The 23,027-nt window shown below is 72.6% G+C and carries 22 protein-coding genes; 6 read left to right on the top strand and 16 right to left on the bottom strand.

Translation table 11 applies throughout. The features are described 5' to 3' along the window. Window positions 1-31: 31 nt before the first annotated feature. The 3 genes from SGUI_RS11370 to SGUI_RS11360 all read right to left on the bottom strand — a co-directional run bounded on the left by SGUI_RS11370 (window position 32) and on the right by SGUI_RS11360 (window position 2,682). Window positions 32-637 carry a uracil-DNA glycosylase family protein gene (locus tag SGUI_RS11370; RefSeq protein ID WP_157621822.1) on the bottom strand — a complete coding sequence of 202 codons (606 nt, stop codon included), beginning with the start codon at window positions 635-637 and terminating at the stop codon, window positions 32-34. A 13-nt stretch (window positions 638-650) separates the two neighbouring features. Continuing rightward, entirely contained in the window at window positions 651-1,901 is a 1,251-nt protein-coding gene (locus SGUI_RS11365; RefSeq protein ID WP_066640225.1) for an alpha-hydroxy acid oxidase, read from the bottom strand. 226 nt (window positions 1,902-2,127) lie between these two features. Then, a complete protein-coding gene (locus SGUI_RS11360) occupies window positions 2,128-2,682 on the bottom strand; it encodes a DinB family protein (RefSeq protein ID WP_066640222.1) in 555 nt (184 codons plus the stop codon). Between the two features lie 128 nt (window positions 2,683-2,810). Between SGUI_RS11360 and SGUI_RS11355 the strand changes: the two genes are divergently transcribed. Both SGUI_RS11355 and SGUI_RS11350 read left to right on the top strand, forming a co-directional pair. Further along, window positions 2,811-3,146, top strand: coding sequence for a MarR family winged helix-turn-helix transcriptional regulator (locus SGUI_RS11355; protein WP_191090902.1), 336 nt, complete (start codon window positions 2,811-2,813; stop codon window positions 3,144-3,146). Between the two features lie 65 nt (window positions 3,147-3,211). Further along, window positions 3,212-3,607 carry a VOC family protein gene (locus SGUI_RS11350; RefSeq protein ID WP_066640216.1) on the top strand — a complete coding sequence of 132 codons (396 nt, stop codon included), beginning with the start codon at window positions 3,212-3,214 and terminating at the stop codon, window positions 3,605-3,607. 19 nt (window positions 3,608-3,626) lie between these two features. On the opposite strand, the gene SGUI_RS11345 is transcribed toward SGUI_RS11350, so the two are convergent. Further along, window positions 3,627-4,037 (bottom strand): hypothetical protein, encoded by a 411-nt coding sequence (locus SGUI_RS11345; RefSeq protein WP_066640213.1) that lies wholly within the window; start codon window positions 4,035-4,037, stop codon window positions 3,627-3,629. Beyond that, window positions 4,034-4,858, bottom strand: coding sequence for an MOSC domain-containing protein (locus tag SGUI_RS11340; protein WP_066640210.1), 825 nt, complete (start codon window positions 4,856-4,858; stop codon window positions 4,034-4,036). Before SGUI_RS11340 ends, SGUI_RS11345 begins: the two co-directional genes overlap by 4 nt. A 65-nt stretch (window positions 4,859-4,923) precedes the next feature. Here SGUI_RS11340 and SGUI_RS11335 point away from each other — a divergent pair, with 65 nt between their 5' ends. Then, window positions 4,924-6,192: an Nramp family divalent metal transporter gene (locus tag SGUI_RS11335; RefSeq protein WP_066640206.1), complete on the top strand. Its 1,269-nt coding sequence runs from the start codon at window positions 4,924-4,926 to the stop codon at window positions 6,190-6,192. A 104-nt stretch (window positions 6,193-6,296) separates the two neighbouring features. Further along, entirely contained in the window at window positions 6,297-6,728 is a 432-nt protein-coding gene (locus SGUI_RS11330; protein ID WP_066640204.1) for a pyridoxamine 5'-phosphate oxidase family protein, read from the top strand. Here the strand turns inward: SGUI_RS11330 and SGUI_RS11325 are convergent. Continuing rightward, a complete protein-coding gene (locus SGUI_RS11325) occupies window positions 6,670-7,584 on the bottom strand; it encodes a sulfite exporter TauE/SafE family protein (RefSeq protein ID WP_066640202.1) in 915 nt (304 codons plus the stop codon). The two genes, SGUI_RS11330 and SGUI_RS11325, sit on opposite strands and share 59 nt — an antisense overlap. Before the next feature lie 141 nt (window positions 7,585-7,725). On the opposite strand from SGUI_RS11325, the gene SGUI_RS11320 reads away from it, so the two are divergent. Continuing rightward, on the top strand, window positions 7,726-8,202 hold the full coding sequence (locus SGUI_RS11320; RefSeq protein ID WP_066640199.1) for an RrF2 family transcriptional regulator: 477 nt from the start codon (window positions 7,726-7,728) through the stop codon (window positions 8,200-8,202). 51 nt (window positions 8,203-8,253) lie between these two features. On the opposite strand, the gene acs is transcribed toward SGUI_RS11320, so the two are convergent. Further along, window positions 8,254-10,224, bottom strand: a complete 1,971-nt coding sequence (acs, locus tag SGUI_RS11315) for an acetate--CoA ligase (protein WP_066640196.1) — start codon at window positions 10,222-10,224, stop codon at window positions 8,254-8,256. Between the two features lie 237 nt (window positions 10,225-10,461). Between acs and SGUI_RS11310 the strand changes: the two genes are divergently transcribed. Further along, the gene (locus SGUI_RS11310; protein ID WP_066640193.1) at window positions 10,462-11,274 is read left to right on the top strand and encodes a SurA N-terminal domain-containing protein; all 813 of its coding nucleotides are present in this window, start codon (window positions 10,462-10,464) and stop codon (window positions 11,272-11,274) included. Window positions 11,275-11,276: 2 nt separating this feature from the next. On the opposite strand, the gene SGUI_RS11305 is transcribed toward SGUI_RS11310, so the two are convergent. From SGUI_RS11305 to SGUI_RS11265, 9 genes are all read right to left on the bottom strand, one after another. Next, window positions 11,277-12,788: a sodium/solute symporter gene (locus SGUI_RS11305; protein ID WP_066640190.1), complete on the bottom strand. Its 1,512-nt coding sequence runs from the start codon at window positions 12,786-12,788 to the stop codon at window positions 11,277-11,279. 3 nt (window positions 12,789-12,791) lie between these two features. Next, window positions 12,792-13,166, bottom strand: a complete 375-nt coding sequence (locus SGUI_RS11300; protein WP_066640187.1) for a hypothetical protein — start codon at window positions 13,164-13,166, stop codon at window positions 12,792-12,794. Then, window positions 13,163-13,930 (bottom strand): LytR/AlgR family response regulator transcription factor, encoded by a 768-nt coding sequence (locus SGUI_RS11295; RefSeq protein WP_066643296.1) that lies wholly within the window; start codon window positions 13,928-13,930, stop codon window positions 13,163-13,165. Before SGUI_RS11295 ends, SGUI_RS11300 begins: the two co-directional genes overlap by 4 nt. A 157-nt stretch (window positions 13,931-14,087) precedes the next feature. After that, window positions 14,088-15,302, bottom strand: coding sequence for a histidine kinase (locus SGUI_RS11290; RefSeq protein ID WP_083190648.1), 1,215 nt, complete (start codon window positions 15,300-15,302; stop codon window positions 14,088-14,090). 53 nt (window positions 15,303-15,355) lie between these two features. Then, window positions 15,356-16,906, bottom strand: coding sequence for an NCS2 family permease (locus SGUI_RS11285; RefSeq protein ID WP_083190647.1), 1,551 nt, complete (start codon window positions 16,904-16,906; stop codon window positions 15,356-15,358). Next, window positions 16,887-18,245, bottom strand: a complete 1,359-nt coding sequence (gene guaD / locus SGUI_RS11280; protein ID WP_066640184.1) for a guanine deaminase — start codon at window positions 18,243-18,245, stop codon at window positions 16,887-16,889. The genes SGUI_RS11285 and guaD overlap by 20 nt, the downstream gene beginning before the upstream one ends. Further along, complete coding sequence (gene xdhC, locus SGUI_RS11275) at window positions 18,242-19,069, bottom strand: xanthine dehydrogenase accessory protein XdhC (RefSeq protein ID WP_066640182.1); 828 nt, start codon at window positions 19,067-19,069, stop codon at window positions 18,242-18,244. Before xdhC ends, guaD begins: the two co-directional genes overlap by 4 nt. A gap of 1 nt (window position 19,070) precedes the next feature. Further along, window positions 19,071-21,503, bottom strand: a complete 2,433-nt coding sequence (gene xdhB / locus SGUI_RS11270; RefSeq protein WP_083190646.1) for a xanthine dehydrogenase molybdopterin binding subunit — start codon at window positions 21,501-21,503, stop codon at window positions 19,071-19,073. Then, window positions 21,500-22,999, bottom strand: a complete 1,500-nt coding sequence (locus SGUI_RS11265) for a xanthine dehydrogenase small subunit (protein WP_083190645.1) — start codon at window positions 22,997-22,999, stop codon at window positions 21,500-21,502. Before SGUI_RS11265 ends, xdhB begins: the two co-directional genes overlap by 4 nt. Window positions 23,000-23,027 lie beyond the last annotated feature (28 nt).

Genomic DNA, 23,027 nt, shown 5'->3' with positions numbered 1-23,027 from the left:
GAGAGGTGCGCGCCGAGCGCCAGGGCCGCGGTCAACCGCGCCCGCGCCTCCTCGCGCCGCCCCGCGTTGCGCGGGGACGGGTGCGGCACCCCGAGGACCCGGGGGAGGCCGGGCATACCCGTCGATCCTGAGGTGAGCAGCCGCATGATCCCCGTGAGCGCGGGGCGCCGACCGCCACCACCAGCTCGAGGTCCGGCAGCAGGCTCAGGAGCTCTTGGAGCGCGGGGCGCGCGTCGTCCAGATCCGCGACCAGCGGCGGGCGACGGTGACCGGCGATGTCGACCAGGGGCCACGGCACGACGTTGCACCGCAGGTATGCCGTCCGCGCGAGACCCGCGCCCGCTCTCGCCTCGCGCAGGGCCGCCGCGGTGGGGTCGGCGTTGTCCTCCGAGCTGAACCCCAGGTCGCCGACCGCGACCGTGCGCGGACCGGGGGTCTCCATGAGCACGAGGTCCTGCGCGGCCACGCCCCCGCTGTCCGGGTCGAACCACGGGACGAAGCGCTCTACCCCGCCGTCCCTCACCCGCAGCGAGCGCGCGAGGTCGTTGAGCGCACCGACGTGGGGCTCGTCCACCCGGGAGCGCTTGTCCTCGACGCCCAACGCTGCGACACCCGTGGCGGAGTCTGCCGGGGTCACGGGTGAGCCGGGGCTAGGACTGCGGTCGCCGGCGCTCGACCGGCAGCAGCTCGCGCAGCTGGGTCACGTGGTCCGGGTTCAGCTCGGCGACCGAGCCGACCTGCAGCAGCCTCATCGTCCGCGCGACCTGCTCGCTGAGCATGTCGATCATGCGGTCCACGCCGCGGCGACCGCCGGCCATGAGCCCGTAGAGGTAGGCCCGGCCGACCATCGTGAAGTCGGCGCCCAGGGCCAGCGAGGCCACGACGTCCGCGCCGTTCATGATGCCGGTGTCGACGACGATCTCGACGTCGCCACCGACCTCCCGCGCCACGTCCGGCAGGAGGTGGAAAGGCACGGGTGCGCGGTCGAGCTGCCGACCGCCGTGGTTGGACAGGATGATCCCGTCGACCCCGAACTCCGCCAGCTTCACCGCGTCGGCGACGGTCTGCACCCCCTTGACCGCGAGCTTGCCGGGCCACATCTCCCGGATCTCGCGCAGGTCGTCGAAGTCGATGCTGGGGTCCATCGCGCTGTTCAGCAGCTCCCCCACCGTCCCGCCGGTCGTGGAGAGGGAGGCGAACTCCAGCTTGGGCGTCGTGAGGAAGTCCCACCACCACCAGGGCCGGGGGATGGCGTCGAGCACGGTGCGCGCGGTCAGCTGCGGCGGGATGGAGAAGCCGTTGCGCTTGTCCCGCAGCCGGGCACCCGCGACCGGGGTGTCCACGGTGAACATGAGGGTGTCGAAGCCGGCCTCCGCCGCCCGCTCGACCAGGCCGTAGGAGATCGACCGGTCGCGCATGACATACAGCTGGAACCAGTTGCGGCCGTCCGGGTTGGCCGCGCGGACGTCCTCGATCGAGGTGGTGCCGAGGGTCGACAGCGTGAAGGGTATGCCCGCCACCCCGGCCGCGCCGGCGCCCGCCGACTCCCCCTCGGTCTGCATCAGCCGGGTGAACCCTGTCGGCGCGATGCCGAACGGCTGGGCGCTGGGGCCGCCGAAGATCTCGACGGTGGTGTCGACGTTCGTCACGTCGGTGAGGACGCCCGGGTGGAACTCGACGTTCTGGAAGGCCTGGCGCGCCCGGGCCAGCGACACCTCGCCGTCGGCGGCCCCGTCGGTGTAGTCGAAGGCGGCGGACGGGGTGCGGCGCTTGGCGATCCGGCGCAGATCCTCGACGGTCTGGGCCTGCTCCAGGCGGGACCCGGTGAGGTCGAGGCTGGGCTTGCGGAACTTCACCAGCTCGAAGATCTCGCTGGGCTTGGGCACCTGACGCTGCACCATGGCATCTCCTTCGCAGGTCTCTGGTGGCCGGTCGTCGTCGCGGCCTCCTGGGCCTCGACCTTAGTGGCTGCCCTCCCGCCCGGCCATCGCACGGGGTCGTCGCCCGTCTCCGAGCCGATATGTCAGATCAGAGCCTCCTCGAGGAGGCTCGCGACTGACATACCGGCGTTCAGTTGACGAACCGGCTCGAGGTCAGGGGCCCAGCCCTGCCGAACCACCCGGACGCTCAACCCATCGTGCGCTGACCGTCCACCGCCTCGCGGATGATGTCGGCGTGGCCGGCGTGCTGCGAGATCTCGGCGATCATGTGCATCGCCACCCGGCGCACCGACCACACCGCGCCCTCCTCGAACCATGGCGCCTCGGGCAGCGGGTGCGTCAGGTCCAGGTCGGCCTCACCGAGGATGCGCGTCGTCTCCGCCCCGACGTCGAGGACCCGTTGACGCAGGACCGGCAGGGTCTCGTCGTCGCCGAGGACGAAGCGGTCGTCCTCCCACTCGCCCCAGTCCCCGTCGCCCTCGCTCGCCGCGGCGTCGACGGCATCCCAGTCGACGTCCTGGTTGTAGACCTGGTCGAAGGCGTCGGCACCGCGCAGCGCGAACTGCATCCACTGCTCCTCGGTGTCGGCCACGTGCTTGAGGATCGAGGCGATGCTGAGGGCGCTGACCGTGCTCGCCGTCCGCGCCTGCTCCTCGCTGAGCCCCTCCGCCGTCTGCAGCAGGAAGCCACGGTGCCGGTCGAGGGTGGCGGTCAGGTCCTGGATCCCCGGGGTTGCAGCCATGCGCTTATTTTACATAAATTATGTCTATGTCACCAGGGTTGAGCTTCCGCCGTCGCGCCGGCTTCCTCCTCGCCACCGTCGGCCGTCGCACCGACGCAGCGTGGGGAGGCTTCCTGCGGTCGCGCGGTATGACGAACGCCGAGTTCGCGGCACTGGCGGTCCTGGTCGACGGGTCGGCGAGCCAGGTCGAGCTGGCGCGCCAGCTCGCGATCGATGCCCGCAACGCCGGAGCCACCGTGCGCAAGCTGCGCGAGCGCGGCTGGCTGAGCAGCGCCGCCGACACCACCGACCGACGACGCGTCGTGCTCACCCTGACCCCGGACGGACAGCGCGCCTGGGACGACCTGCAGGCCGAGCTGCGCGGGTCGCGCAGCGACTACTTCGGCGCCCTGGACGATCCCGAGCGGGCCGAGCTAGAGCGCCTGCTCAACAAGCTCAACGACGCCCACCTCGCCCAGGACTGACCGGTCACACCCCGCGTTCTCACCCGCCAGCGATGAGTCAAGGACCCAGCCGTCGTCATACGGGTATGAGCGACACCCGTGCCCAGACACCTCTCCCCAGGCTGTCCTCCCCCACGCTCCACTGCCCTGACGCGCCCGCCCTCGCCCGGTTCTACGCCGAGCTCACCGGCGGTGAGGTGACCTTCTCGATCCCCGCCTGGGCGGTCGTCGACGGCCCAGGCGGCCGGATCGACGTCCAGACCGTGAGCGACTACCAGCCGCCCACCTGGCCGGACGGGGAGCGACCCGTGCTGCTGCACCTGGACTTCTACGTCCACGACCTGAAGGAGGGCGAGCGGCACGCACTCGCCTGCGGCGCCCGACGCGAGAGCGAGCAGCCGAACGCCGAGCACTGCCTCGTCTTCCGCGACCCCGTGGGTCAGGTGTTCTGCCTGACCATCTGGGAGGACATCGGCGCCTGAGACGTTGGTCACCGCCGCGTCATGCCGGCCGATCACCCCGTGGCTCGTCAGACCCAGACACCTCTGCCGGCCTCTGCAGGAGCAGGATGATCATGAAGACCAAGCCGACGGGCCAGGCGAACAGGAGCAGCAAGGTGATCAGGTCCAGACCTGACCCACCGAGGGTCGACCCCGGCTGCTCCAGCTCGGCCAGGCGCACCCCGATGCCCTGCAACGCGAGAGCGACGCTCGCGAAGGCGAAGAGCGCGGGCGCCCAGCCGAGCGTTCGCCGAGGCGCGAGCGCGGTGACCACGAGCGCCGCACAACCGCCACCGACCAGCCCGGACGCCAGGGCTCCGGACGCTTCCCAGTCGTCCACGACGACCAACACCACGCCGAAGACGACCAAGGAGGCATAGACCCCCGTCGCCCAGAGGACCCCGGACCTCACGACGTCTCCTCGTCCGCGACGACCTCGTCCCCCACCGCGACCTGCGCCGGACCGCCTTCAAGCCCCACCGGCACGAGCCGGATGCCGAACCACGTCGTGCCGTCCCACCGGCGGTGCTGCGCGAGCGTGCGGATGGGTTCCTTGCCGGTCTGCAGCGTCCCGGTGTCGATCTGCGTCATGACGCACCGGTCGCACAGCTCGGTGCGCCGGTACCGCACCTCCCCGATCGTCACGAACCCCCACCCGTCCTCGGCGAACGGCTCGTCGCCGTCGACCACGACGTTGGGCCGGAAGCGCGACATCGGCACCGGCTCGCCGCCGCCCTCGAGGATCCAGTCGGACAGCCGGGTCAACGACGCCTCGCTCGTGAGCAGCAGCGGCCCGGTGTCCGCGAGCGAGAGCGACTCCCCCTCCTCGCCGCCGTGCGCGCCGGAGATCCGCCGCACGCTCGGGTCCTCCTGCCACACCAGCCGCAGGTCCCGTCCCGCGTGCTGCGAGACCCACTCGCTCACGTCCTGGTCGGCCGGCGGCGCGAAGCCCTGCCGCGAGTGCCCGACCGGCACCACCGGCACCCCGAGCGGCGTCTCGACGAGGATCGAGTCGCCGTCGCGCGCCGTCAGCCGGATCGTCTCCTCGTCCACCTGCGACGCGGTGAGCCCCAGCAGCTCGTGGCACTCCCGCGCGGTCACCGGGAAGCCGTCCGGACCGACGACGCCCCAGCGCCGGTCCCCCTCCAGACCCCACGGCTCGACCGGAGAGCTCTCCACCGCCTCCCCGCCGAAGGACTTGACGGGATATCTCCACAGCTCGGTCACGCGCATACCTCACGATGCCATGCACCCGGCTCGGGCGGGTCGCGCCGCACCCCTGGTGTAGACATGACGCCATGACAACGCAGTCGCAGACCGCCCCCGCGTCACGCCCCGGCTGGAGGCTCGTCGGCCCCGGCCTCATCGTCGCTGCAACGGGTGTCGGTGCCGCCGACCTCGTCGCCACGGTCATCGCCGGTCAGAGGTTCGGGTATGCCCTCCTCTGGGCGGTCGTCGTCGGCTGCCTCATGAAGGTCGTGCTCGTCGAGGGCGCCGGCCGCTACTCCCTCGCCACCGGCAACACGATCTACGAGGGCTGGGCCACTCTTGGCCGCTGGACGACGTGGTACTTCGCGCCCTACATCGTCATCTGGGGCTTCGTCTACGGCGCCGCCGCGATGGCCGGCACCGGGCTGCCGCTGGCGAGCCTCTTCCCGGCGCTCTCGGTGACCTGGTGGGGCATCCTGTCCGGTCTCGTCGGCGCGGCGCTGGTGTGGTTCGGGAAGTATGCCTTCTTCGAGAAGGTCTGCGCCGCGCTCGTCGGCGTGATGTTCGTGACGATGTTCATCGCCGCGGTGCTGACCCTGCCCAACATCCCCGAGCTCATCACCGGCCTGGTCCCGCGCATCCCCGAGGGCGGCCTCATCAACGTCCTGTCCGTCGCCGGCGGAGTCGGCGGAACCATCACGCTCGCGGCCTACGGCTACTGGATCCGGGAGAAGGGCTGGACCACCCCGGGTCACATGCGCGTCATGCGGCTGGACAACACCGTCGCCTACACCGTCACCGGCATCTTCGTCATCTCCACCCTCATCGTCGGCGCCGAGCTGCTCTACTCCGCCGGGATCGCGGTCGAGACCGGTGACGAGGGCCTGCTCGACCTCTCCCGCGTCCTCGGCGAGCGGTATGGCTCGTGGGCCGGCACGGTCTTCCTCATCGGCTTCTGGTCGGCGGCCATGTCCTCGCTCGTGGGCGTGTGGAACGGCGTCTCGATGATGTTCGCCGACTTCATCGGCCACGCCCGCAAGCTGCCCAAGGACGACCCGAGCGTGCGCCTCGGCGGCACCTGGTACAAGGCCTACATCCTGTGGCTGACCTTCCCGCCGATGATCATGCTCTTCGTGGGTCAGCCGGTCTGGCTGATCCTGGCCTACGGCGTGCTCGGGGCGTTCTTCATGCCGTTCCTCGCGGTGACGCTGCTGTGGATCCTCAACACCGACCGCACGCCGCAGGAGTGGCGCAACGGCATGGTCGTCAACGTCCTCATGGGCATCTGCGCCCTGCTCTTCGCCTGGCTCGCCCTGACCCAGCTGCAGAGCACCTTCGAGCGGGCGTTCGGCGGCTGAGCGGACTTCACCGCTACAGCTCCGGACCGGGGGGTGCTGTCGCTCCCACTATTACTACTACTCGTAGTATGCTAGGAGCACCACCTCGTCCGAAGGAGCAGCTGATGAGCGACTCGCCCACCACCCACCTCTCCGAGCAGGAGTGCTGGAGCCTCCTCGCCGACCAGGAGCTCGGCCGGCTGGCCTACCACCTGACCGACGAGGTGCACATCACGCCGGTGAACTACGCCGTCGACCACGGCCGCCTCATCTTCCGCACGGCCGAGGGCTCCAAGCTGCTCGGCGTGGTCATGGACTCCGACGTCGCCTTCGAGATCGACCAGGTCGACGACGACGCCGAGACCGCCTGGAGCGTCGTGGCGCGCGGCACCGCCGAGCTCCTCGAGGGCCCGGAGGCCCGCGAGGTCGCGAACCTGCGGCTACGGCCCTGGATCGGCGACGAGAAGGTCAACGTCGTCGCGATCACCGTGACCGAGGTCAGCGGGCGGCGGTTCGGGCTGAGTCGTCCGTGGCGCCACCTGCGGCGGCACGGTTGACCCGGGTCACGGCGATCACGTAGCTGAGCGCACCGAGCCAGACCGCGACGATCACGGCATACACGAGCGAGCGGGTCACGTCGCCGACGTCGACCATCTCGCTGCGCAGCAGCGTCCTCGCGTTGGTGAGCACGATCAGCCCGCCGACGCCGACGCCGAGCAGCCGCGGCGGGATGACCCGCACGAGACCGGCCGCGATCGGGGCCGCGACGAGCCCGCCGGCCAGTAGGGCCAGCACCCACGCGAGGTTGATGCCCTGGTGGCCCAGCCCGACGAGGAAGCCCAGGCTCGCGGCCAGCGCGACGAGGAACTCCGAGGCGCTGATGGAGCCGACGACCTTGCGCGGCTCCATGCGGCCGCTGGCGAGCAGCGCGGGCGTGCCGACCGGACCCCAGCCCCCGCCGCCGGTCGCGTCGAGGAACCCGGCGAAGAGCCCGAGCGGGGTGAGGAAGCGGCGGCGCAGCGGCTGCCCGAGCCGATCGGTCCGCATACCGCTGCGGGTGAAGCGGGCGAGCAGGTAGACGCCGAGCACGAGCAGGATCGTCGCGGTGATGGGCCGGGCCACCTCGGCGTCGATCGAGCTCAGCACGGTGGCGCCGAGGAAGGCCCCTACCGCGCCGGGCACACCCACCCGCAGCACGACCTTCGGGTCGACGTTGCCGAACTTCCAGTGCGCGGTGCCCGAGGCCAGGGTGGTGCCGATCTCGGCGAGGTGGACGGTGGCCGACGCGGCCGCGGGGTTGGTGCCGAGCATGAGCAGCAGGGTGGTGGTGGTCACGCCGTAGGCCATGCCGAGCCCGCCGTCGACGAGCTGGGCGGCGAGGCCGACGAGGGCGAGCAGGATGAGTTGACGCATGAGAGCCGTCCTGGAGGGTCGTACATCACGGGCTCGGGCGACGTCGCCCGGGTTATTCCTGCAAATCCTGTCGGTTGACTAGGATAAATGTCAAGCGGCCTGCTCCCCGACCCCGACCGGGGGGTGCGAGAGACTGGGGACGTGGACATCTCGGCGCGCTCGGACTACGCCGTCCGGGCCATGCTCGCCCTGGCGGCGGCGCAGGACGACACGCCGGCGCAGAAGGCCAGGCCCGTCTCGGTCGACCGCCTCGCCCAGGCCCAGGACCTGCCGGTGAAGTTCCTCGAGGCGATCGTGGCCGACCTGCGACGGGCGGAGCTCGTCGCCTCCCGGCGCGGGGCACGCGGTGGCTACCTCCTGGCCCGGCCCGCCGACGAGATCGCCGTCGGCGACGTCATCCGCGCGGTCGACGGCCCGCTCGCCGAGGTGCGGGGACTGCGGCCGCACGACACCGCCTACGACGGCGAGGCGGAGCACCTGCCGGCCCTCTGGGTCGCCACCCGCGCGGCGCTGCGCACCGTGCTCGACGGCACCACCCTCGACCAGCTGCGCCACGGCGCCTGGTCGGCCGAGGTCGCCGAGCTGCTGCGTCAGCCGGACGCCTGGGAGAGCCGCTGAGGGCATACCCTCCGCCGGCCCGCGCGCACCCGCGCGGGTCGGCCGAGAGGGTCAGTCCTCCTTCATGCCCTTCGTGATGAGGTCCATGACGGAGGAGTCGGCCAGCGTGGTGACATCGCCGACCTCGCGGTTCTCCGCGACGTCCTTGAGCAGCCGCCGCATGATCTTGCCGGAGCGGGTCTTGGGCAGCTCGGGCACGACCATGATCTGGCGCGGCTTGGCGATCGCCCCGATCTCCTTGGCGACGTGCTGGCGCAGCTCGGCGACGAGACCTTCGCCCTCGCCGTCCTCATCGGCTTCCTCGGTGGCGTCACCACGCAGGATGACGAAGGCGCAGATCGCCTGACCGGTCGTCTCGTCCGCCGCGCCCACGACCGCGGCCTCCGCGACCTTCGGGTGGCTGACCAGCGCCGACTCGATCTCGGCGGTGGACATCCGGTGCCCGGAGACGTTCATGACGTCGTCCACCCGGCCGAGGACCCAGATGTTGCCGTCCTCGTCCAGCTTGGCGCCGTCACCGGCGAAGTACATGTCCTCGAACCGGCTCCAGTAGGTCTCCTTGTAGCGCTCCGGGTCGCCCCAGATCCCGCGCAGCATGGAGGGCCAGGGGTCGGTGACGACGAGGTAGCCGCCGGAGCCCTTCTCCACCGGCTTCCCCGAGTCGTCGACGACGACGGCGTTGATGCCGGGGATGGGGTGCTGCGCCGAGCCGGGCCGTGTCTCCGTGACGCCCGGGATCGGCGAGATCATGATCCCGCCGGTCTCCGTCTGCCACCAGGTGTCGACGATCGGGCAGCGGCCGCCGCCGATGACCTCGCGGTACCACATCCACGCCTCGGGGTTGATCGGCTCACCGACCGACCCGAGCAGCTTGAGGCTGGACAGGTCGAACTTCTCCGGGATCTCCTTGCCCCACTTCATGAAGGTCCGGATCGCGGTGGGCGCGGTGTAGAGGACCGTCACCTTCTTGTCCTGGACGATCTCCCAGAACCGGCCCTGGTGCGGGGTGTCCGGCGTGCCCTCGTACATCACCTGGGTCGCCCCGAGCGTCATCGGCCCGTAGACGATGTAGGAGTGCCCGGTCACCCAGCCGACGTCGGCGGTGCACCAGTAGACGTCGGTGTCCGGGTGGATGTCGTGCACGACGTGCGAGGTGTATGCCGTCTGCAGCAGGTAGCCACCGGTCGTGTGGACGATGCCCTTGGGCTTCCCGGTCGTGCCGGAGGTGTAAAGGATGAACAACGGGTGCTCGCTGTCGAAGGCCTGCGCCTCGTGCGTGGCGTCGGCCGCCTCGAGCGCCTCGTGCCACCACCGGTCACGGCCCTCGGTCCACTCGACGTCCTGCCCGGTGCGCTGCACCACGAGGACGTTCTCGACCGGCGTCTCGCCCTCCAGCGCGCCGTCCACGACCGACTTCAGCCCGGACGGCTTGCCGCGCCGGTAGCCGCCGTCGGCGGTGATGACGACCTTGCTGTCCGCGTCCTCGATGCGGCTGCGCAGCGCGTCGGAGGAGAAGCCGCCGAAGACGACCGAGTGGGGCGCACCGAGACGAGCGCAGGCGAGCATCGCGATGGCGGACTCGGGCACCATCGGCAGGTAGATCATGACGGTGTCGCCCTCGCCCACGCCGAGGTCGGCCAGCGCGTTGGCGGCGCGCTGCACCTGCTCGTGCAGCTCGGCATACGTGATGTCGCGGGTGTCGTCCTCGGGCTCGCCCACCCAGTGGATCGCCACGCGGTCGCCGTTCCCGGCCTCGACGTGCCGGTCGACCGCGTTGACGCAGGCGTTGAGCCGGCCGTCGACGAACCACTTCGCGAAGGGCGCGTCGGACCAGTCCAGGACCTGGTCGAAATCGGTCTCCCACTGCACGTACTTCCGCGCCTGCTCGGCCCAGAAGCCCTCACGGTCCTCCTGGGCGCGGTCGAACAGCTCGGCCGTGCCGTTGGCCTGCGCGGCGAACTCCTCGCTCGGGGCGAAGGTGCGCTCCTCGTGCAGCATGTTGGACAGTCCCTCGTCGGACATCGTTGCTCCTCGCGCTCGGGGTCGCTCCCGAGTATGCCTCGCCCCACCCCCGGGGCGCAGGCCCGGTCGGGCCCGGGGCCCCGATCCTGCGCCGAGCGGCGCCCCGCACGCGCCCGGCGGCCCGCTGCTTCGCGCGGCGGACCTGGCCGCACCCTGGGAGAATGCCGGGTGGACGACCCATCCGGGCGTGCTAGTTTCCGCGGCTTGCACACCCGCACCCGACCAGGGAGAAGGACGATGTCCGTGCAGAAGTGGCTTGCTGCGGCAGGCCTGACCCTCAGCCTCGTGGGGCTCACCGCGTGCAGTGGCAGCGGCGACGGCGACGCCGCGAGCAGCAGCAGTGCCGTGCCCCCGGAGGACGCCGCCAGCAGCAGCGCCCCCCAGGAGATGCCCGAGGCCATGCCCGAACCGGACCTGAGCGGTATCCCCGACCCGGTCGCCACGGTCAACGGCGAGGACGTCCCGAAGGACGACTTCGCCGCCTACTACGAGAGCCAGTTCGCCAGTGCCGCCGGCCAGGCGCAGATGAGCGGTGAGGAGATGGACACCGAGCAGCTCCAGGCCGACACCCTCGACACCGTCGTGGACAGCGTGCTGCTCCGGCAGGCGGCCGAGGAGGCCGGCCTCGAGCCCACCGACGAGGAGGTGGACGGGCTGCTCGAGGAGCTGGCGACCGGCAACGGGCTGGAGTCGGTCGACGAGTTCCTCGGGGTCCTCGAGGAGCAGGGCATGGACGAGGAGACCGCCCGCCGCGAGGCCCGCAACCAGCTCGCGATCCAGGCCTACGTGGAGCAGGAGGCCGAGGTCGAGGAGCCCTCCGAGGAGGAGCTGCGCGACTACTACGACGAGCTCGTCGGCCAGCAGGAGGAGGCGGCCGACCAGGGCGAGTCGGGCGCGAGCGGCACCGCCCAGCCGCAGCCGGAGATCCCGGAGTTCGACGAGGTCAGGGACCAGCTCGCCCAGCAGCTGACGTCAGAGCAGCAGGCCGCGGCGACGGACGAGCTCGTCGCGGACCTGCGCGAGGACGCGGAGATCACCAGCCACCTGTGAGGTCAGGCCGTGAGGTCCTCCGGGGTATGCAGCCGCACCAGCGTGCGGGCGGCTCCCCGGGGGATCCCGGTCGGGGTCCGCAATGAGACCCCGACCATGACGGCGCAGACGAGCGGGACGATCCAGGCCGCGGGCTGCGCCAGCAGGGCGGCCGCCCAGCCGTCCGACCCGTCGGCGAGCACGGTGCTGGCGACCGCAGCGGTCGCCAGCACCGTGCCGGTCACCAGCCCGGCGGCGGCCCCCTGCACCGAGAGCCTCGGCCACCAGACCCCGAGCGCCAGCAGCGGGAAGAACGTCGAGGCGGCGATGACGAAGGCCAGCGTCACGAAGGCCGCGAGCGGCACCTCGGGGAAGAAGCCCACGCCCGCCACGGGCACGAGCACGGCCACGACCGCGGCGATCCGGAAGCCGGCGACCTCCGAGGAGTCGCCGGGCACCGTCCGGGCCAGCACCGGCCGCACCACGTCCTGGTTGAGCACGCCGGTCACGGCGAGCGCCAGCCCGGAGGAGGTGGACAGGAAGGCCGCGAAGGCACCGCCGGCCAGCGCCGCGAGCAGCAGCTCGGCACCCACGCCCGGCAGCACCTCGGCCGGCAGCCGCAGCACGACCGTGTCGGCCCGCTCACCCGCCGCCAGGCTGGGGAGATAGGCGCGGCCGAGCAGGGCATACACGACCGTGACGACGTAGAAGAGGCCCAGCAGCACGAGCACCCGCACGGTGGTGCGCCGCGCCGCCGTGCCGTCCGGGTTCGTGTAGTAGCGCACGACGACGTGCGGCAACCCCATCGTCCCGAGCGAGAGCGCGAGCACCAGCGACAGCGTGCGGTAGAGCCCGTGCCCGCCGCCCGCCGGTCCCCCGCCCGGCAGCACCCAGCTCTGCGCGACGTCCAGCCCCGGCCCCTGGCTGCCCCACCAGACGGCGAGCAGGATGCCCGCGGGGACCGCGAGCGCGGTGAGCTTGATCCAGTACTGCACCGCCTGTACCAGGGTGATCGAGCGCATACCCCCGGCCGCGACGGAGAGCACCACGACGACCACGACGACGACCGGGCCCAGCCACAGCGGCGCGCCCGACACCAGCCGCAGCGTGAAGCCGGCGCCCTGCAGCTGCGGCACGAGGTAGAGCCAGCCGATGAAGACGACGAGCACCGAGCACAGGTGGCGCACCAGGCGCGACTCCAGCCGGGCCTCGGCGAAGTCGGGCAGCGTGTATGCCCCCGAGCGGCGCAGCGGGGCCGCGACGAGCACGAGCAGCACGAGGTAGCCCACGGTGTAGCCGATCGGGTACCACAGCGCGTCCACGCCCTGGTCGTAGATCAGGCCGGCGACGCCGAGGAAGCTGGCGGCGGAGAGGTACTCCCCGCCGATCGCGGCGGCGTTGCGCTGCGGCGAGACCGCGCGGCCGGCGACGTAGAAGTCGCTGGTCCGGCGGGAGAGCCGCAGCGCGAAGGCGCTCAGCGCGACCGTGACGAGGCAGACGAGCAGCACGGCACCGCCGGCGAGGCTGGCGGCCACCGCTCAGCGCTCCTTCGCGGCCGCGGAGAGGCGCCGCTCGACGCGCGTCGCCGCCCGGGTGTACCACGCCGCGACCGCGACGAGGACCGGGTAGACGAGCACCGCCAGCACCGGCCAGACGACCGGGACGCCGGCGACCTGGACCGAACGCGCGGCGGGCAGCACGGCATACAGCACGGGTATGCCGCCGAGCACCACCGCGAGCCCGGCCAGCACGAGCAGCGCGAGCCGGAGCTGGGCGCGCAGCAGGCCGCGGAGGTAGAGCTCGCCCGCCCCGGTCTGCTCGACGAGCGAGGCGGCGAGCGGCCGTCGGCGGGCGGTGGTGGCGCCGCGGCGGGAGGAGGTGACGCGGACCCGGGCGCCGTGCTCGCCGCTCATGCGTCGGCCGCGGCCGCGAGGACCCGCTCGCGCACGGCGCGGGCGTGGCGCCGGGCGACCGGAAGCTCCGGCCCGTCGGGCAGCAGCCGCAGCGCGAGCCGGCCCTGGCCCTGGCGGACCTGCCCGACGTGGGCGAGGTTGACCAGGGTCGAGCGGTGGATGCGGACGAAGCCGGCCTCGGCCCAGCGGGTCTCCAGCGTGGTCAGCGGCACCCGCAGCAGGTGCGAGGCGGACCCGGTGAAGAGCCGCACGTAGTCGCCCTGGGCCTGCACGTAGCGGACCGTCGAGCGCCGCACGAAGCGGGTCACCCCGCCCAGCTCGACGGCGATGCGCTCGTCCGCCGGCTCACCGGTCGTGCCGGTGGAGCGCTCGGGGTCCTGCGCCGGGTCGGTGGCCGTGCGCTGCGCGAGCGCGCCGACCACCCGGTCCACCGCCTGCGCGAGGCGGGCGGGTGAGACCGGCTTCATGACGTAGTCGACCGCCTGCACCGCGAAGGCGTCCACGGCGTGCTCCTCGTGCGCGGTGACGAAGACGACGAGCGGCGGGCGCTCGGAGCGGGCGACCACCCGGGCCAGCTCCATGCCGTCCAGGCCGGGCATCGAGATGTCGGAGAAGACGACGTCGACCTCTCCGTCGTCCAGCACCCGCAGCGCGTCGGCGCCGGAGGCGACCGGCCGCACGCGCTCGAACCGGCCGTCCCGCTCCAGCAGGTAGCTCAGCTCGGACAGGGCCGGCGGTTCGTCGTCGACGACGAGGGCACGCATGGCGGACATCGTAGGGCGCGGCCGGGACGGTCCTCCCCGGACAGGCGCTCCCCCTGGGGAGGATCGGTCCGCCTGCACCGATCCTCCCCGGAGAAGTGGCCCAGCCCGGGGAGTATGCCTGCGCCTGCACCGATCCTCCCCGGGCGGGGTCGAGCCTCTACGCGTCCGGGTGGACGCCGGGGGCGTACTTCGGGACCCGGAACGTCACCTTGGTGCCCAGGCCAGGCGCGGTCTCGACGACGAGGCCGTGGTCGTCGCCGTAGACCTGGCGCAGCCGGGCGTCGACGTTGCCCAGGCCCATCCCCTCGCCGCCGCTGCCGTCGGCGCCCTCGGACTCCCCGTCCAGGGCGCGCCGGACCAGCTCGGGGTCGGACCCGACGCCGTCGTCCTCGACGGCGATCTCGGCCAGGTCGCCGAGGTCGGTGCCGGTGATCGTCACCGTCCCGACGCCCTCCTTGCCGGCCAGCCCGTGGCGCACGGCGTTCTCCACCAGCGGCTGCACCGCGAGGTAGGGCACGGCCACCGGCAGCACCTCGGGCGCGATGAGCAGGTTGACGGTGAGCCGCTCGCCGAAGCGGGCCTGCTCCAGCACGAGGTAGCGCTCGACGTTGCGCAGCTCGTCGGCGAGGGTCGTGTAGACGCCGCCGCGGCGCAGGGCATACCGGGTGAAGTCGGCGAACTCCAGCAGCAGCTCGCGCGCCCGGTCCGGGTCGGTCCGGACGAAGGAGGCGATGGCGCCGAGCGAGTTGTAGATGAAGTGCGGGCTGATCTGGGCGCGCAGGCTGCGCAGCTCGGCCTCCATCGCCCGCGTCCGCTCCCGGTCGAGCTCCCCCAGCTCGAGCTGCCCGCTCACCCAGGTGGCCAGCTGCTCGGTCGCCCGGGCCAGGCCCGCCGAGGGACGCGGGGAGTATGCCGCGAGCGCGCCGATGACGCGGTCGTCCACGACGAGCGGGGCCACGACCCCGGCGCGGACCGGGCACTCGGGAGCCGTGCAGGGCAGGTCGGCGCGGGTGAGGACGACGACGTCACCGCTGGTGAGGACCCGGGCGGCGTGGTCGGCGGCCTGCGCCCGGTGGTGGTCGCCGAGGCCGGACCAGGCGAGCGCCTGCTGGCTGTCGCAGACCGCCAGCGCGGTCGCGCCGAGCATCATGCGCAGGTGCCGGGCGGCGGGCTCGGCGTGGCTCTCGGTGAGACCCGAGCGCAGGCTCCGCCCGGCCTGGGCGCCGGAGCGCAGCGTCTCGTAGGTCTGCTGGTCGGTCTCGGAGAGGAAGCCGCGGGCCGTGCGACGCCGCCACCACCAGAGGAGCAGGTGCCCGGCCGCGACCACCGCGAGGACCAGCACCGCGGTGGGCAGGTGCAGGTCGCCGGGCATGGGCGGACCCTACCGCCAGGGGTCGGCGGCAGGGTCCGGTCCAGCAGCAGGCGCTACTCGCCGAGCCAGACGTAGCGGGCGAGCAGCAGCACCGCGACGATGTAGAGCACCCAGTGGACCTGCTTGGCCTTGCCGGTCAGGGCCTTGATCGCGCAGTAGCTGATGATGCCCATCGAGACGCCGTTGGCGATGGAGAAGGTCAGCGGCATGACGATGATGGTGAGGAAGGCGGGGACGCCCTCGGCGACCTCGTCCCACTCGATGTGCCGGATGCCGTCCATCATCAGCGCACCGACGAGCACCAGCGCCGGGGCGGTGGCCGCGCCCGGGATGGCCCCGGCCAGCGGCCACAGGAAGAGGGACAGGCCGAAGAGCAGGCCGGTGGTCGTGGCGGTGAGGCCCGTGCGGCCGCCCTCCTCGATGCCGGAGGCGCTCTCGACATACGCCGTCGTCGTCGAGGTGCCCATGAAGGCGCCGAACATGGCGGCCAGCCCGTCCATGGAGAAGACGGTCTTGGCGCGCGGCATGTCGCCCTTCTCGTCGAGGTAGCCCGAGCGCTGGGCCAGGCCGGTCAGGGTGCCGGTCGCGTCGAAGAAGTCGACGAAGAAGAAGGTGAAGACGACGCTGAGCAGGCCCAGACCGAGCGCGCCCACGATGTCCATCTGCCCGACGAGGTCGGTGGGCCACACCGGCGCGCCGACGATGCCGTCGGTGAAGCCGCCGAAGGCCGCGGGGGCGCCGTCGGCCCCGGTGTAGACCTCCGCCCGGGTGACGATGGCCAGCAGCGAGGTCACGAGGATGCCCCACAGGATGGCGCCCTTGACGCGCAGCTGGAGCAGCACCGCGGTGAAGATGAGGCCGATGACGGCCAGCCAGGCGCTGGGGGCGCCGAGGTCGCCGAGCCCGACGAGCGTGGCCTCGTCGGCGACGACGATGCCGGCGGTGCGCAGCCCGAGTAGCGCGAGGAAGGAGCCGATGCCCGCGGTGATGGCCAGCTTGAGCCCCATGGGGATGCCCTGGACGATCGCCCGGCGCACGCCGAGCACGCTGAGCACGACGAAGAGGATGCCGGAGATGAAGACGGCGCCGAGCGCGGTCTGCCACTCCACCCCCATACCCAGCACGACGGTGAAGGCGAAGAAGGCGTTGAGCCCCATGCCCGGCGCCTGCGCGAAGGGGTAGCGCGCGATGAGGCCCATGACGAGCGAGCCGAACATCGCCGCGATGCAGGTCACCGAGAGCAGCTGGACGAAGGTGGTCGGGCCGACGTCGATGGCGTTGCCGAGCACGTTGGGGTTGACGAAGATGATGTAGCTCATCGTCAGGAAGGTCGTCAGGCCCGCCCGCAGCTCGACCGGCACGCTGGAGCCCGCGGAGCTGATCCCGAAGAAGCGGTCGAGCGCGTTCTTGGGCTCGGCGGGGGTCCCGCCTGCTCGCCCGTCGCTGCCGTGGACCAGGCCGGCCCGGTGGTCGGCCTGCTGGGCGGCGACCTCGGCGCGGGCGGTGTCGTGCGTGCCGGTGTCGAGCTGCTCCGGGGTGGCGCTGTCGGGGTCGGCGAGCGACTTGCCGCCGGTGGGGGGACGGTCAGGTTCGTGCGTGGACATGCGTGCTCCTTGGGGTATGCGTGGTGCTGGCAGGTGCGTGACCGGCCACGAGCCGGCCCCCCACCCAGGTGGCGGCGACGTCTGCCGGGGTGCCCAGGACGAAGATCCGGGCCAGCCTGTCAGAGTCTCCGGGGGCGTGCCGCAGCGCGGTGTCGAGGGTGCTGCCGGTGGGTGGCACGAGCCAGAGGGCGTCGAACTGCTTGCCGACGCCCAGGTCGCCGACCTGCTCCCCGAGGCCGAGAGCGCGGGCGCCGGCGCCGGTGGCGAGGTAGAGCAGGTGCGCGGGCGTGAGGGGCACGCCCTCGGCCCCGAGGAGCTGCTGGAGGTAGTAGGCCTGCAGCCCCTCCTTGAGCATGCTGAAGCCGGCGCCGGCGCCGACGTCGGTGCCCAGGGCGACCTGCACCCCGGCGTCGAGGTGGCGCCGCAGCGGGAACATGCCGCTGCCGAGGGCGGCGTTGCTCGTCGGGCAGTGCGACACCGCGGCGCCGCTGGCGGCCAGGAGGCGCAGCTCGTCCTCGCCCGGGATGACGTTGTGCGCGAGGACCGAGCGCGGCCCGACCAGCCCGTGCCGGGCATAGGTGTCGAGGTAGTGCTGGCAGGTCGGGAAGAGCTCGGCGACCGTGCTGATCTCCCGCAGGTTCTCGTTGATGTGGCTGGTGAACCACAGGTCGTCCCGGCTGTGCAGCAGCTCCTCGCACACGCGCAGGATCGCCTCGCTGGTGGACAGCGAGAAGCGGGGGGTGACGGCATACCGCAGCCGCCCGCCGGCCGCGCCGTGCCAGCGCTCGATGAGGGCGGCGCCCTCGGCGGCGGCGGTCGCGGGGTCGGTGTGCAGCTCGGGGCGCAGCATCCGGTCCGAGAGCACCTGGCCGGCGGTGATCCGCAAGCCGCTGCGCTCCGCCCGCTCGAAGAGCGCGTCGACCGCGCTCGCGAAGTGGGAGCCGAAGACGAGCGCGGTGGTCGTGCCGGCCCGGGCGAGCCCGTCGAGGAACTCGTCGGCGACCTCCTCGGCGTAGCCGGGGTCGGCCAGCCGGGCCTCCTCCGGGAGCGCGCAGCGCTCGAGCCAGTCCAGCAGCGGCATACCCAGCCCGCCGATCGCCCGCACCTGCGGGAAGTGGACGTGGGTGTCGACCATGCCCGGGAGCAGGACGCCGTGGCGCAGGTCGACGACCTCACCGGTGGCCACCGCCTTCTCGCCCGGGACGAGCGCGCGGCGCCCGACGATCGTCCCGTCCCGCACCTCGAGGGCGACCTCCTCGGCTCGCAGCGCGCCGGGACCGTCCTCGAAGGGGTTGGTGGGGGTGTCGAGGGCGCGGGCGAGGTAGGTGACCGCGCTCATCGCACCTCTCCCGCCGTCGGGGCGGGCACGTCTGCGGGCTGCAGCAGCCGGAGCAGGTCGGCCGCGACGGACACGGCGATCACCGCGGGCTCCTTGCCGGCGATGTCGGGGACCCCGATCGGGCAGCGGATCGCGTCCACCTGCTCGGGGGTATGCCCCTCGCCCAGCAGCCGGGTCCGGAACCGCGACCACTTGGCCCCCGACCCGATGAGCCCGATCTCCCCGAGCGCGGGGGTGCGCAGCGCCATGTCGCAGACGGCGAGGTCCTCCGCGTGGTCGTGGGTGAGGACGAGGACGGTCGCGCGCGGCGGCAGCCCGGCCAGCACCGCCTCGGGTGCGGGTTCGTGCCGCAGGTCCACCCCGGCGGGGCCGGGCGGGAGGGCCGCGGCCGCGACGACGTGGTCGGACCGGCTGTCGACGAGCACGAGCTCGAGGTCGTGCCGGGAGAGGATCCGGGCGAGCTCGAGGCCCACGTGGCCCAGACCGAAGATCGCCACCGTGGGCCGGACCGGCATCGGCTCGACGAGGATCCGGACGACGCCCCCGCAGCACTGCCGGCCGTGCGCGGCCGGGGCGTGCTCGGACAGGCCGAACTCCAGCACCTCCGGGCCGCCGCGCAGGTCGCCCCGCAGCAGCTCGCGGGCGCGCTCGACCGCGGTGATCTCAAGGTTGCCGCCGCCGACCGAGCCCCAGAGCCCGGTGGTGCTGACGACCATCTTGGCGCCGGGGTCGCGGGGCGCGTGGCCCCGCACCTCCAGCACGGTGAGGAGGACGGTCGGGAGGCCCTCCCGGCGCAGCTGTCCCAGGGCGTCGAGCCAGTCCATGTCAGTCCCCCACCAGGACGGCGTCGCGGTCGGCGGGGCGCTGGTCGCTGTCCGCCCGGGTGTCGTAGGTGGCTGACGCGGGCGCCGGCGCCGTGCCGCTGCGGGCCGCGTCGAGCGCCCAGTAGACCGCCTCGGGCGTCGAGGGGCAGCCGAGGTCGACCGAGGTGCCCTCCGGGCCGAAGGCCGCGCACGCCTGCCGCAGCGCCTCGCGGACGCTGAAGGCCAGCATGAGCGGCGGCTCGCCGACCGCCTTGGAGCCGTAGACGACGCCGTCCTCGGTGGCGTCCTCGTAGAAGTCGACGACGAAGGTCTGCGGCATCTCCGAGAAGCTGGGCAGCTTGTAGGTGCTCGCCGCCTGGGTCGCCAGCCGGCCGCGGTGCTCGCCGTCCGAGGTGTCCCAGCGCAGCTCCTCGAGGGTGAGCCAGCCCAGGCCCTGGACGAAGCCGCCCTCCACCTGCCCGAGGTCGACCAGGGGGCTGAGCGAGTCGCCCACGTCGTGCAGCAGGTCGCTGCGCAGCAGCCGGTAGGCGCCGGTGAAGCCGTCCACCTCCACCTCGCTCACGGAGGCGCCGTAGGCGAAGTACTTGAACGGTGACCCGGTCATCGAGTCCTTGTCCCAGTGCAGCCCCTCGGTCCGGTAGTAACCGGCGGCCCAGAGCTGGACCCGCTGGAAGTAGGCGTCGTGGACGACCGCGGCGAAGTCCACGGAGCCGACCTTCGAGCCCAGCCCGGTGACGAGGCCGTCGGCGAAGCGCACGTCCCGCGGGTGCACGCCGAGCCTCTGGGAGGCCACCTCGGCGAGCCGCTCGCGGATCTGCCGGCAGGCGTCCTGGACCGCGCCGCCGTTGAGGTCGGCGCCCGAGCTGGCGGCGGTCGCCGAGGTGTTGGGCACCTTGTCGGTCCGGGTGGGCGCGAGCCGCACCGAGGTCAGCGGTATGCCGAGCGCGGTCGCCGCGACCTGGAGCATCTTCGTGTGCAGCCCCTGGCCCATCTCGGTGCCGCCGTGGTTGATGAGCACCGAGCCGTCCCGGTAGACGTGCACGAGCGCCCCGGCCTGGTTGAAGGCGGTGAAGTTGAAGGAGATCCCGAACTTCACCGGGGTGATGGCGATGCCCCGCTTGGTGTGCGGGTGCGCCTCGTTGAAGGCCGCCACCTGTCCTGCGCGCCGCGCGAGGTCGGAGCTCTCGGCGAGGCGCTCCCAGATGCGGCCGATGCGCTCCGCGTGCCGGACCGGTTGACCGTAGGGGGTGGCCTGGCCCTCGGTGTAGAAGTTGCGGCGGCGCAGCTCCTGGGCCGACACGCCCAGCAGGGGCGCCACCCGACCGAGGATGTCCTCGAGGACGAGCATGCCCTGCGGCCCGCCGAAGCCGCGGAAGGCGGTCTGGCTGGTCTTGTTGGTCCGGGCGATGCGGCCGTGGACCTCGATGTCGGGGATCCAGTAGGCGTTGTCGATGTGGCACAGCGCCCGCGCCAGCACCGGCTCGGACAGGTCCAGGCTCCAGCCGCCGTCGCTGGTGAGCGTGGCCCGCAGCGCGCGGATCCGCAGCTCGTCGTCGAAGCCGATCTCCCACGTGGCGTGGAAGGGGTGCCGCTTGCCGGTCATCGTCAGGTCCTGCGTGCGGGTGAGCCGCAGCCGCACCGGGCGGCCGGTGAGGGTGGCCCCGAGCGCGGCCACCGCGGCGAGGCCGTGCGGCTGCATCTCCTTGCCGCCGAAGGCCCCACCCATCCGCAGGCACTGCACGGTCACCTCGTGCGAGTGCAGACCCAGCACGTGCGAGACGATCTCCTGCGTCTCCGACGGGTGCTGGGTGCTGGACTGGACGAAGACCTGGCCGCCCTCGTCGACGGTGGCCAGCGAGCAGTGCGTCTCGAGGTAGAAGTGCTCCTGCCCGCCGAGCTCGAACTCGCCGGAGTAGACGTGGGTGGCCGCCGCCATACCCTCCTCCACGTCGCCGCGGGAGACGGTCGGGGCGCTGCCCTGGAAGCTGCCGGCCTCGATCGCCTCGGTGAGGGTGAGCAGCGAGGGCAGGGGTGAGTAGTCGACCTCGACCGCCTCGGCGCCGCGGCGGGCCTGGTCGAGGGTCTCGCCGAGCACCCAGGCGACGGCGTGGCCGTAGAACTGCACCTCGGAGGGGAAGAGGGGCTCGTCGTCCTTGATCCCGGCGTCGTTGATGCCCGGGACGTCGGCGGCGGTGAGCACCCGGACGACCCCGTCGACCTGGTATGCCGGTGCCGGGTCGAGGCGGGTGATCGTCGCCCGCGCGTGCGGGGCCTGCACCGGCCAGGCGTGCAGCGCACCGGGGACGCGGCCGAGCAGGTCGTCGGTGTAGAGCGCCTGGCCGGTGACGTGCAGGGCCGCGCTCTCGTGGGGCACCGAGCGGCCGACGACGGGTTGGTCCGGGCGATCGGCCAGGGGGTTGTGGATGCTGCTCATCGGGCCACCTCCGCAGTGGTCTGGACGTAGAACTTCAGCAGGGACTGGCGCAGCATCGCGGCGCGGTAGGCGGCGCTGGCGCGGTGGTCGTCCATGGGGGTGCCCTCGTCGCCCAGGGTGGCGGCGGCGAGATTGACGGCCTCGTCGTCCCACCGGCGGCCGGTGAGCAGCTCCTCGGTGGCCCGGGCGCGCAGCGGGGTGGCGGCGACCCCGCCCAGGCCGATGCGGATCGTGCGCACGGTCTGATCCTGGGCCAGGTCCAGGCCGAAGGCGATCGCCACGCCGGAGATGTCGTCGAAGCGGCGTTTGGCGATCTTGTGGAAGGCGACATGGGTCGGCTGCGGCTGCGGCACGACGATGCGCTCGATGAGCTCGTCGGGAGCCTTGACGCTGCGCCGGTAGTCGGTGAAGTAGTCGCTCAGGGCGACCTCGCGGCTCCCGCGGGCCGAGGTGAGGACCAGTCGGGCGTCGAGCGCCAGCAGGGCCGGCGGGCTGTCGCCGATCGGCGAGCCGGTGCCGAGGTTGCCGCCGAGGGTCGCGCCGTTGCGGATGAGCCGGGAGGCGAACTGCGGGAAGAGCTGGTCCAGCATCGGCACCGCCCCCTCCAGCCTGCGCTCGATCTCGGAGAGGCTGAGGGCGGCGCCGATCTCGATGCGGTCCTGCTCCACCGTGAGGGTGCGCAGCTCGGGCAGGTGGTCGATCGCCACGCTCAGCGGTGCGCGCCGGTGGCGCAGGGTGAGCTCGACGCCCCAGTCGGTGCTGCCGGCGACCAGCACCGCGTCCGGGTGCTCGGCCAGCAGCTCGAGCGTCTCCGCCAGGTCGGCCGGGCGCCGGAAGGATCCGTGCTCGCCGTCGAGGCTGGTGACCCTGGCCGCCGGGGCCGGTTGCTGCTGCCGGGACGCGATCTCGTCGACCTGCTCGGGCATACCCAGGGCGTATGCCGCGTCCTGGATCGGCCGGTAGCCGGTGCAGCGGCACAGGTTGCCGGAGAGGGCGTGCAGGTCGAAGCCGTTGGGGCCGCACTCGTGGTCGTCGGATGCGGAGGCGGACGCCGGGTCCGCCTCTGCCGGCGTGCGCCCAGGACGGTAGAACTCCGCGGCCATCGAGCAGACGAAGCCGGGGGTGCAGTAGCCGCACTGCGAGCCGCCGCGCTCGGCCATCTCCTGCTGGACCGGGTGCAGGGCCTCCGGCGAGCCGAGGCCCTCGGAGGTGATGACCTCCTGGCCGTCCAGCGCGGCGGCGGGCACGAGGCAGGAGTTGATGGCGGTCCACCGGCTGCCCTCGCCGTCGGGGCGGCGGACGAGGACCGAGCAGGCACCACACTCTCCCTCGGCGCAGCCCTCCTTGGCCCCGGTCAGCCCACGGCTGCGCAGCCAGTCCAGCACGGAGATGTGCGGCTCGGGGCGTTCGCCGGCGAAGCTGTGGCCGTTGGCGGTGATCTCGACACCTGCCGCCGCGTCAACCGCTGGGCCGGCCTGGGGGGCTGTTGCTGTCATCGGCGTCTCCTCACAACGCTCACGACGC

The organism is Serinicoccus hydrothermalis (assembly GCF_001685415.1).
GTDB classification, from domain to species: domain Bacteria; phylum Actinomycetota; class Actinomycetes; order Actinomycetales; family Dermatophilaceae; genus Ornithinicoccus; species Ornithinicoccus hydrothermalis.
Note: the sequence above shows the minus strand (reverse complement) of the source record. Positions and strands in the feature narration are given on the sequence as shown.

Excerpts from the sequence above, each read along its gene's own strand:
- SGUI_RS11365 (WP_066640225.1), bottom strand. The coding sequence starts at position 1,901 with ATGGTGCAGCGTCAGGTGCCCAAGCCCAGCGAGATCTTCGAGCTGGTG.
- SGUI_RS11360 (WP_066640222.1), bottom strand. The coding sequence starts at position 2,682 with ATGGCTGCAACCCCGGGGATCCAGGACCTGACCGCCACCCTCGACCGG.
- SGUI_RS11355 (WP_191090902.1), top strand. The coding sequence starts at position 2,811 with ATGACGAACGCCGAGTTCGCGGCACTGGCGGTCCTGGTCGACGGGTCG.
- SGUI_RS11350 (WP_066640216.1), top strand. The coding sequence starts at position 3,212 with ATGAGCGACACCCGTGCCCAGACACCTCTCCCCAGGCTGTCCTCCCCC.
- SGUI_RS11340 (WP_066640210.1), bottom strand. The coding sequence starts at position 4,858 with ATGCGCGTGACCGAGCTGTGGAGATATCCCGTCAAGTCCTTCGGCGGG.
- SGUI_RS11335 (WP_066640206.1), top strand. The coding sequence starts at position 4,924 with ATGACAACGCAGTCGCAGACCGCCCCCGCGTCACGCCCCGGCTGGAGG.
- SGUI_RS11330 (WP_066640204.1), top strand. The coding sequence starts at position 6,297 with ATGAGCGACTCGCCCACCACCCACCTCTCCGAGCAGGAGTGCTGGAGC.
- SGUI_RS11325 (WP_066640202.1), bottom strand. The coding sequence starts at position 7,584 with ATGCGTCAACTCATCCTGCTCGCCCTCGTCGGCCTCGCCGCCCAGCTC.
- acs (WP_066640196.1), bottom strand. The coding sequence starts at position 10,224 with ATGTCCGACGAGGGACTGTCCAACATGCTGCACGAGGAGCGCACCTTC.
- SGUI_RS11310 (WP_066640193.1), top strand. The coding sequence starts at position 10,462 with ATGTCCGTGCAGAAGTGGCTTGCTGCGGCAGGCCTGACCCTCAGCCTC.
- SGUI_RS11300 (WP_066640187.1), bottom strand. The coding sequence starts at position 13,166 with ATGAGCGGCGAGCACGGCGCCCGGGTCCGCGTCACCTCCTCCCGCCGC.
- SGUI_RS11295 (WP_066643296.1), bottom strand. The coding sequence starts at position 13,930 with ATGCGTGCCCTCGTCGTCGACGACGAACCGCCGGCCCTGTCCGAGCTG.
- SGUI_RS11290 (WP_083190648.1), bottom strand. The coding sequence starts at position 15,302 with ATGCCCGGCGACCTGCACCTGCCCACCGCGGTGCTGGTCCTCGCGGTG.
- SGUI_RS11285 (WP_083190647.1), bottom strand. The coding sequence starts at position 16,906 with ATGTCCACGCACGAACCTGACCGTCCCCCCACCGGCGGCAAGTCGCTC.
- guaD (WP_066640184.1), bottom strand. The coding sequence starts at position 18,245 with ATGAGCGCGGTCACCTACCTCGCCCGCGCCCTCGACACCCCCACCAAC.
- xdhC (WP_066640182.1), bottom strand. The coding sequence starts at position 19,069 with ATGGACTGGCTCGACGCCCTGGGACAGCTGCGCCGGGAGGGCCTCCCG.
- xdhB (WP_083190646.1), bottom strand. The coding sequence starts at position 21,503 with ATGAGCAGCATCCACAACCCCCTGGCCGATCGCCCGGACCAACCCGTC.
- SGUI_RS11265 (WP_083190645.1), bottom strand. The coding sequence starts at position 22,999 with ATGACAGCAACAGCCCCCCAGGCCGGCCCAGCGGTTGACGCGGCGGCA.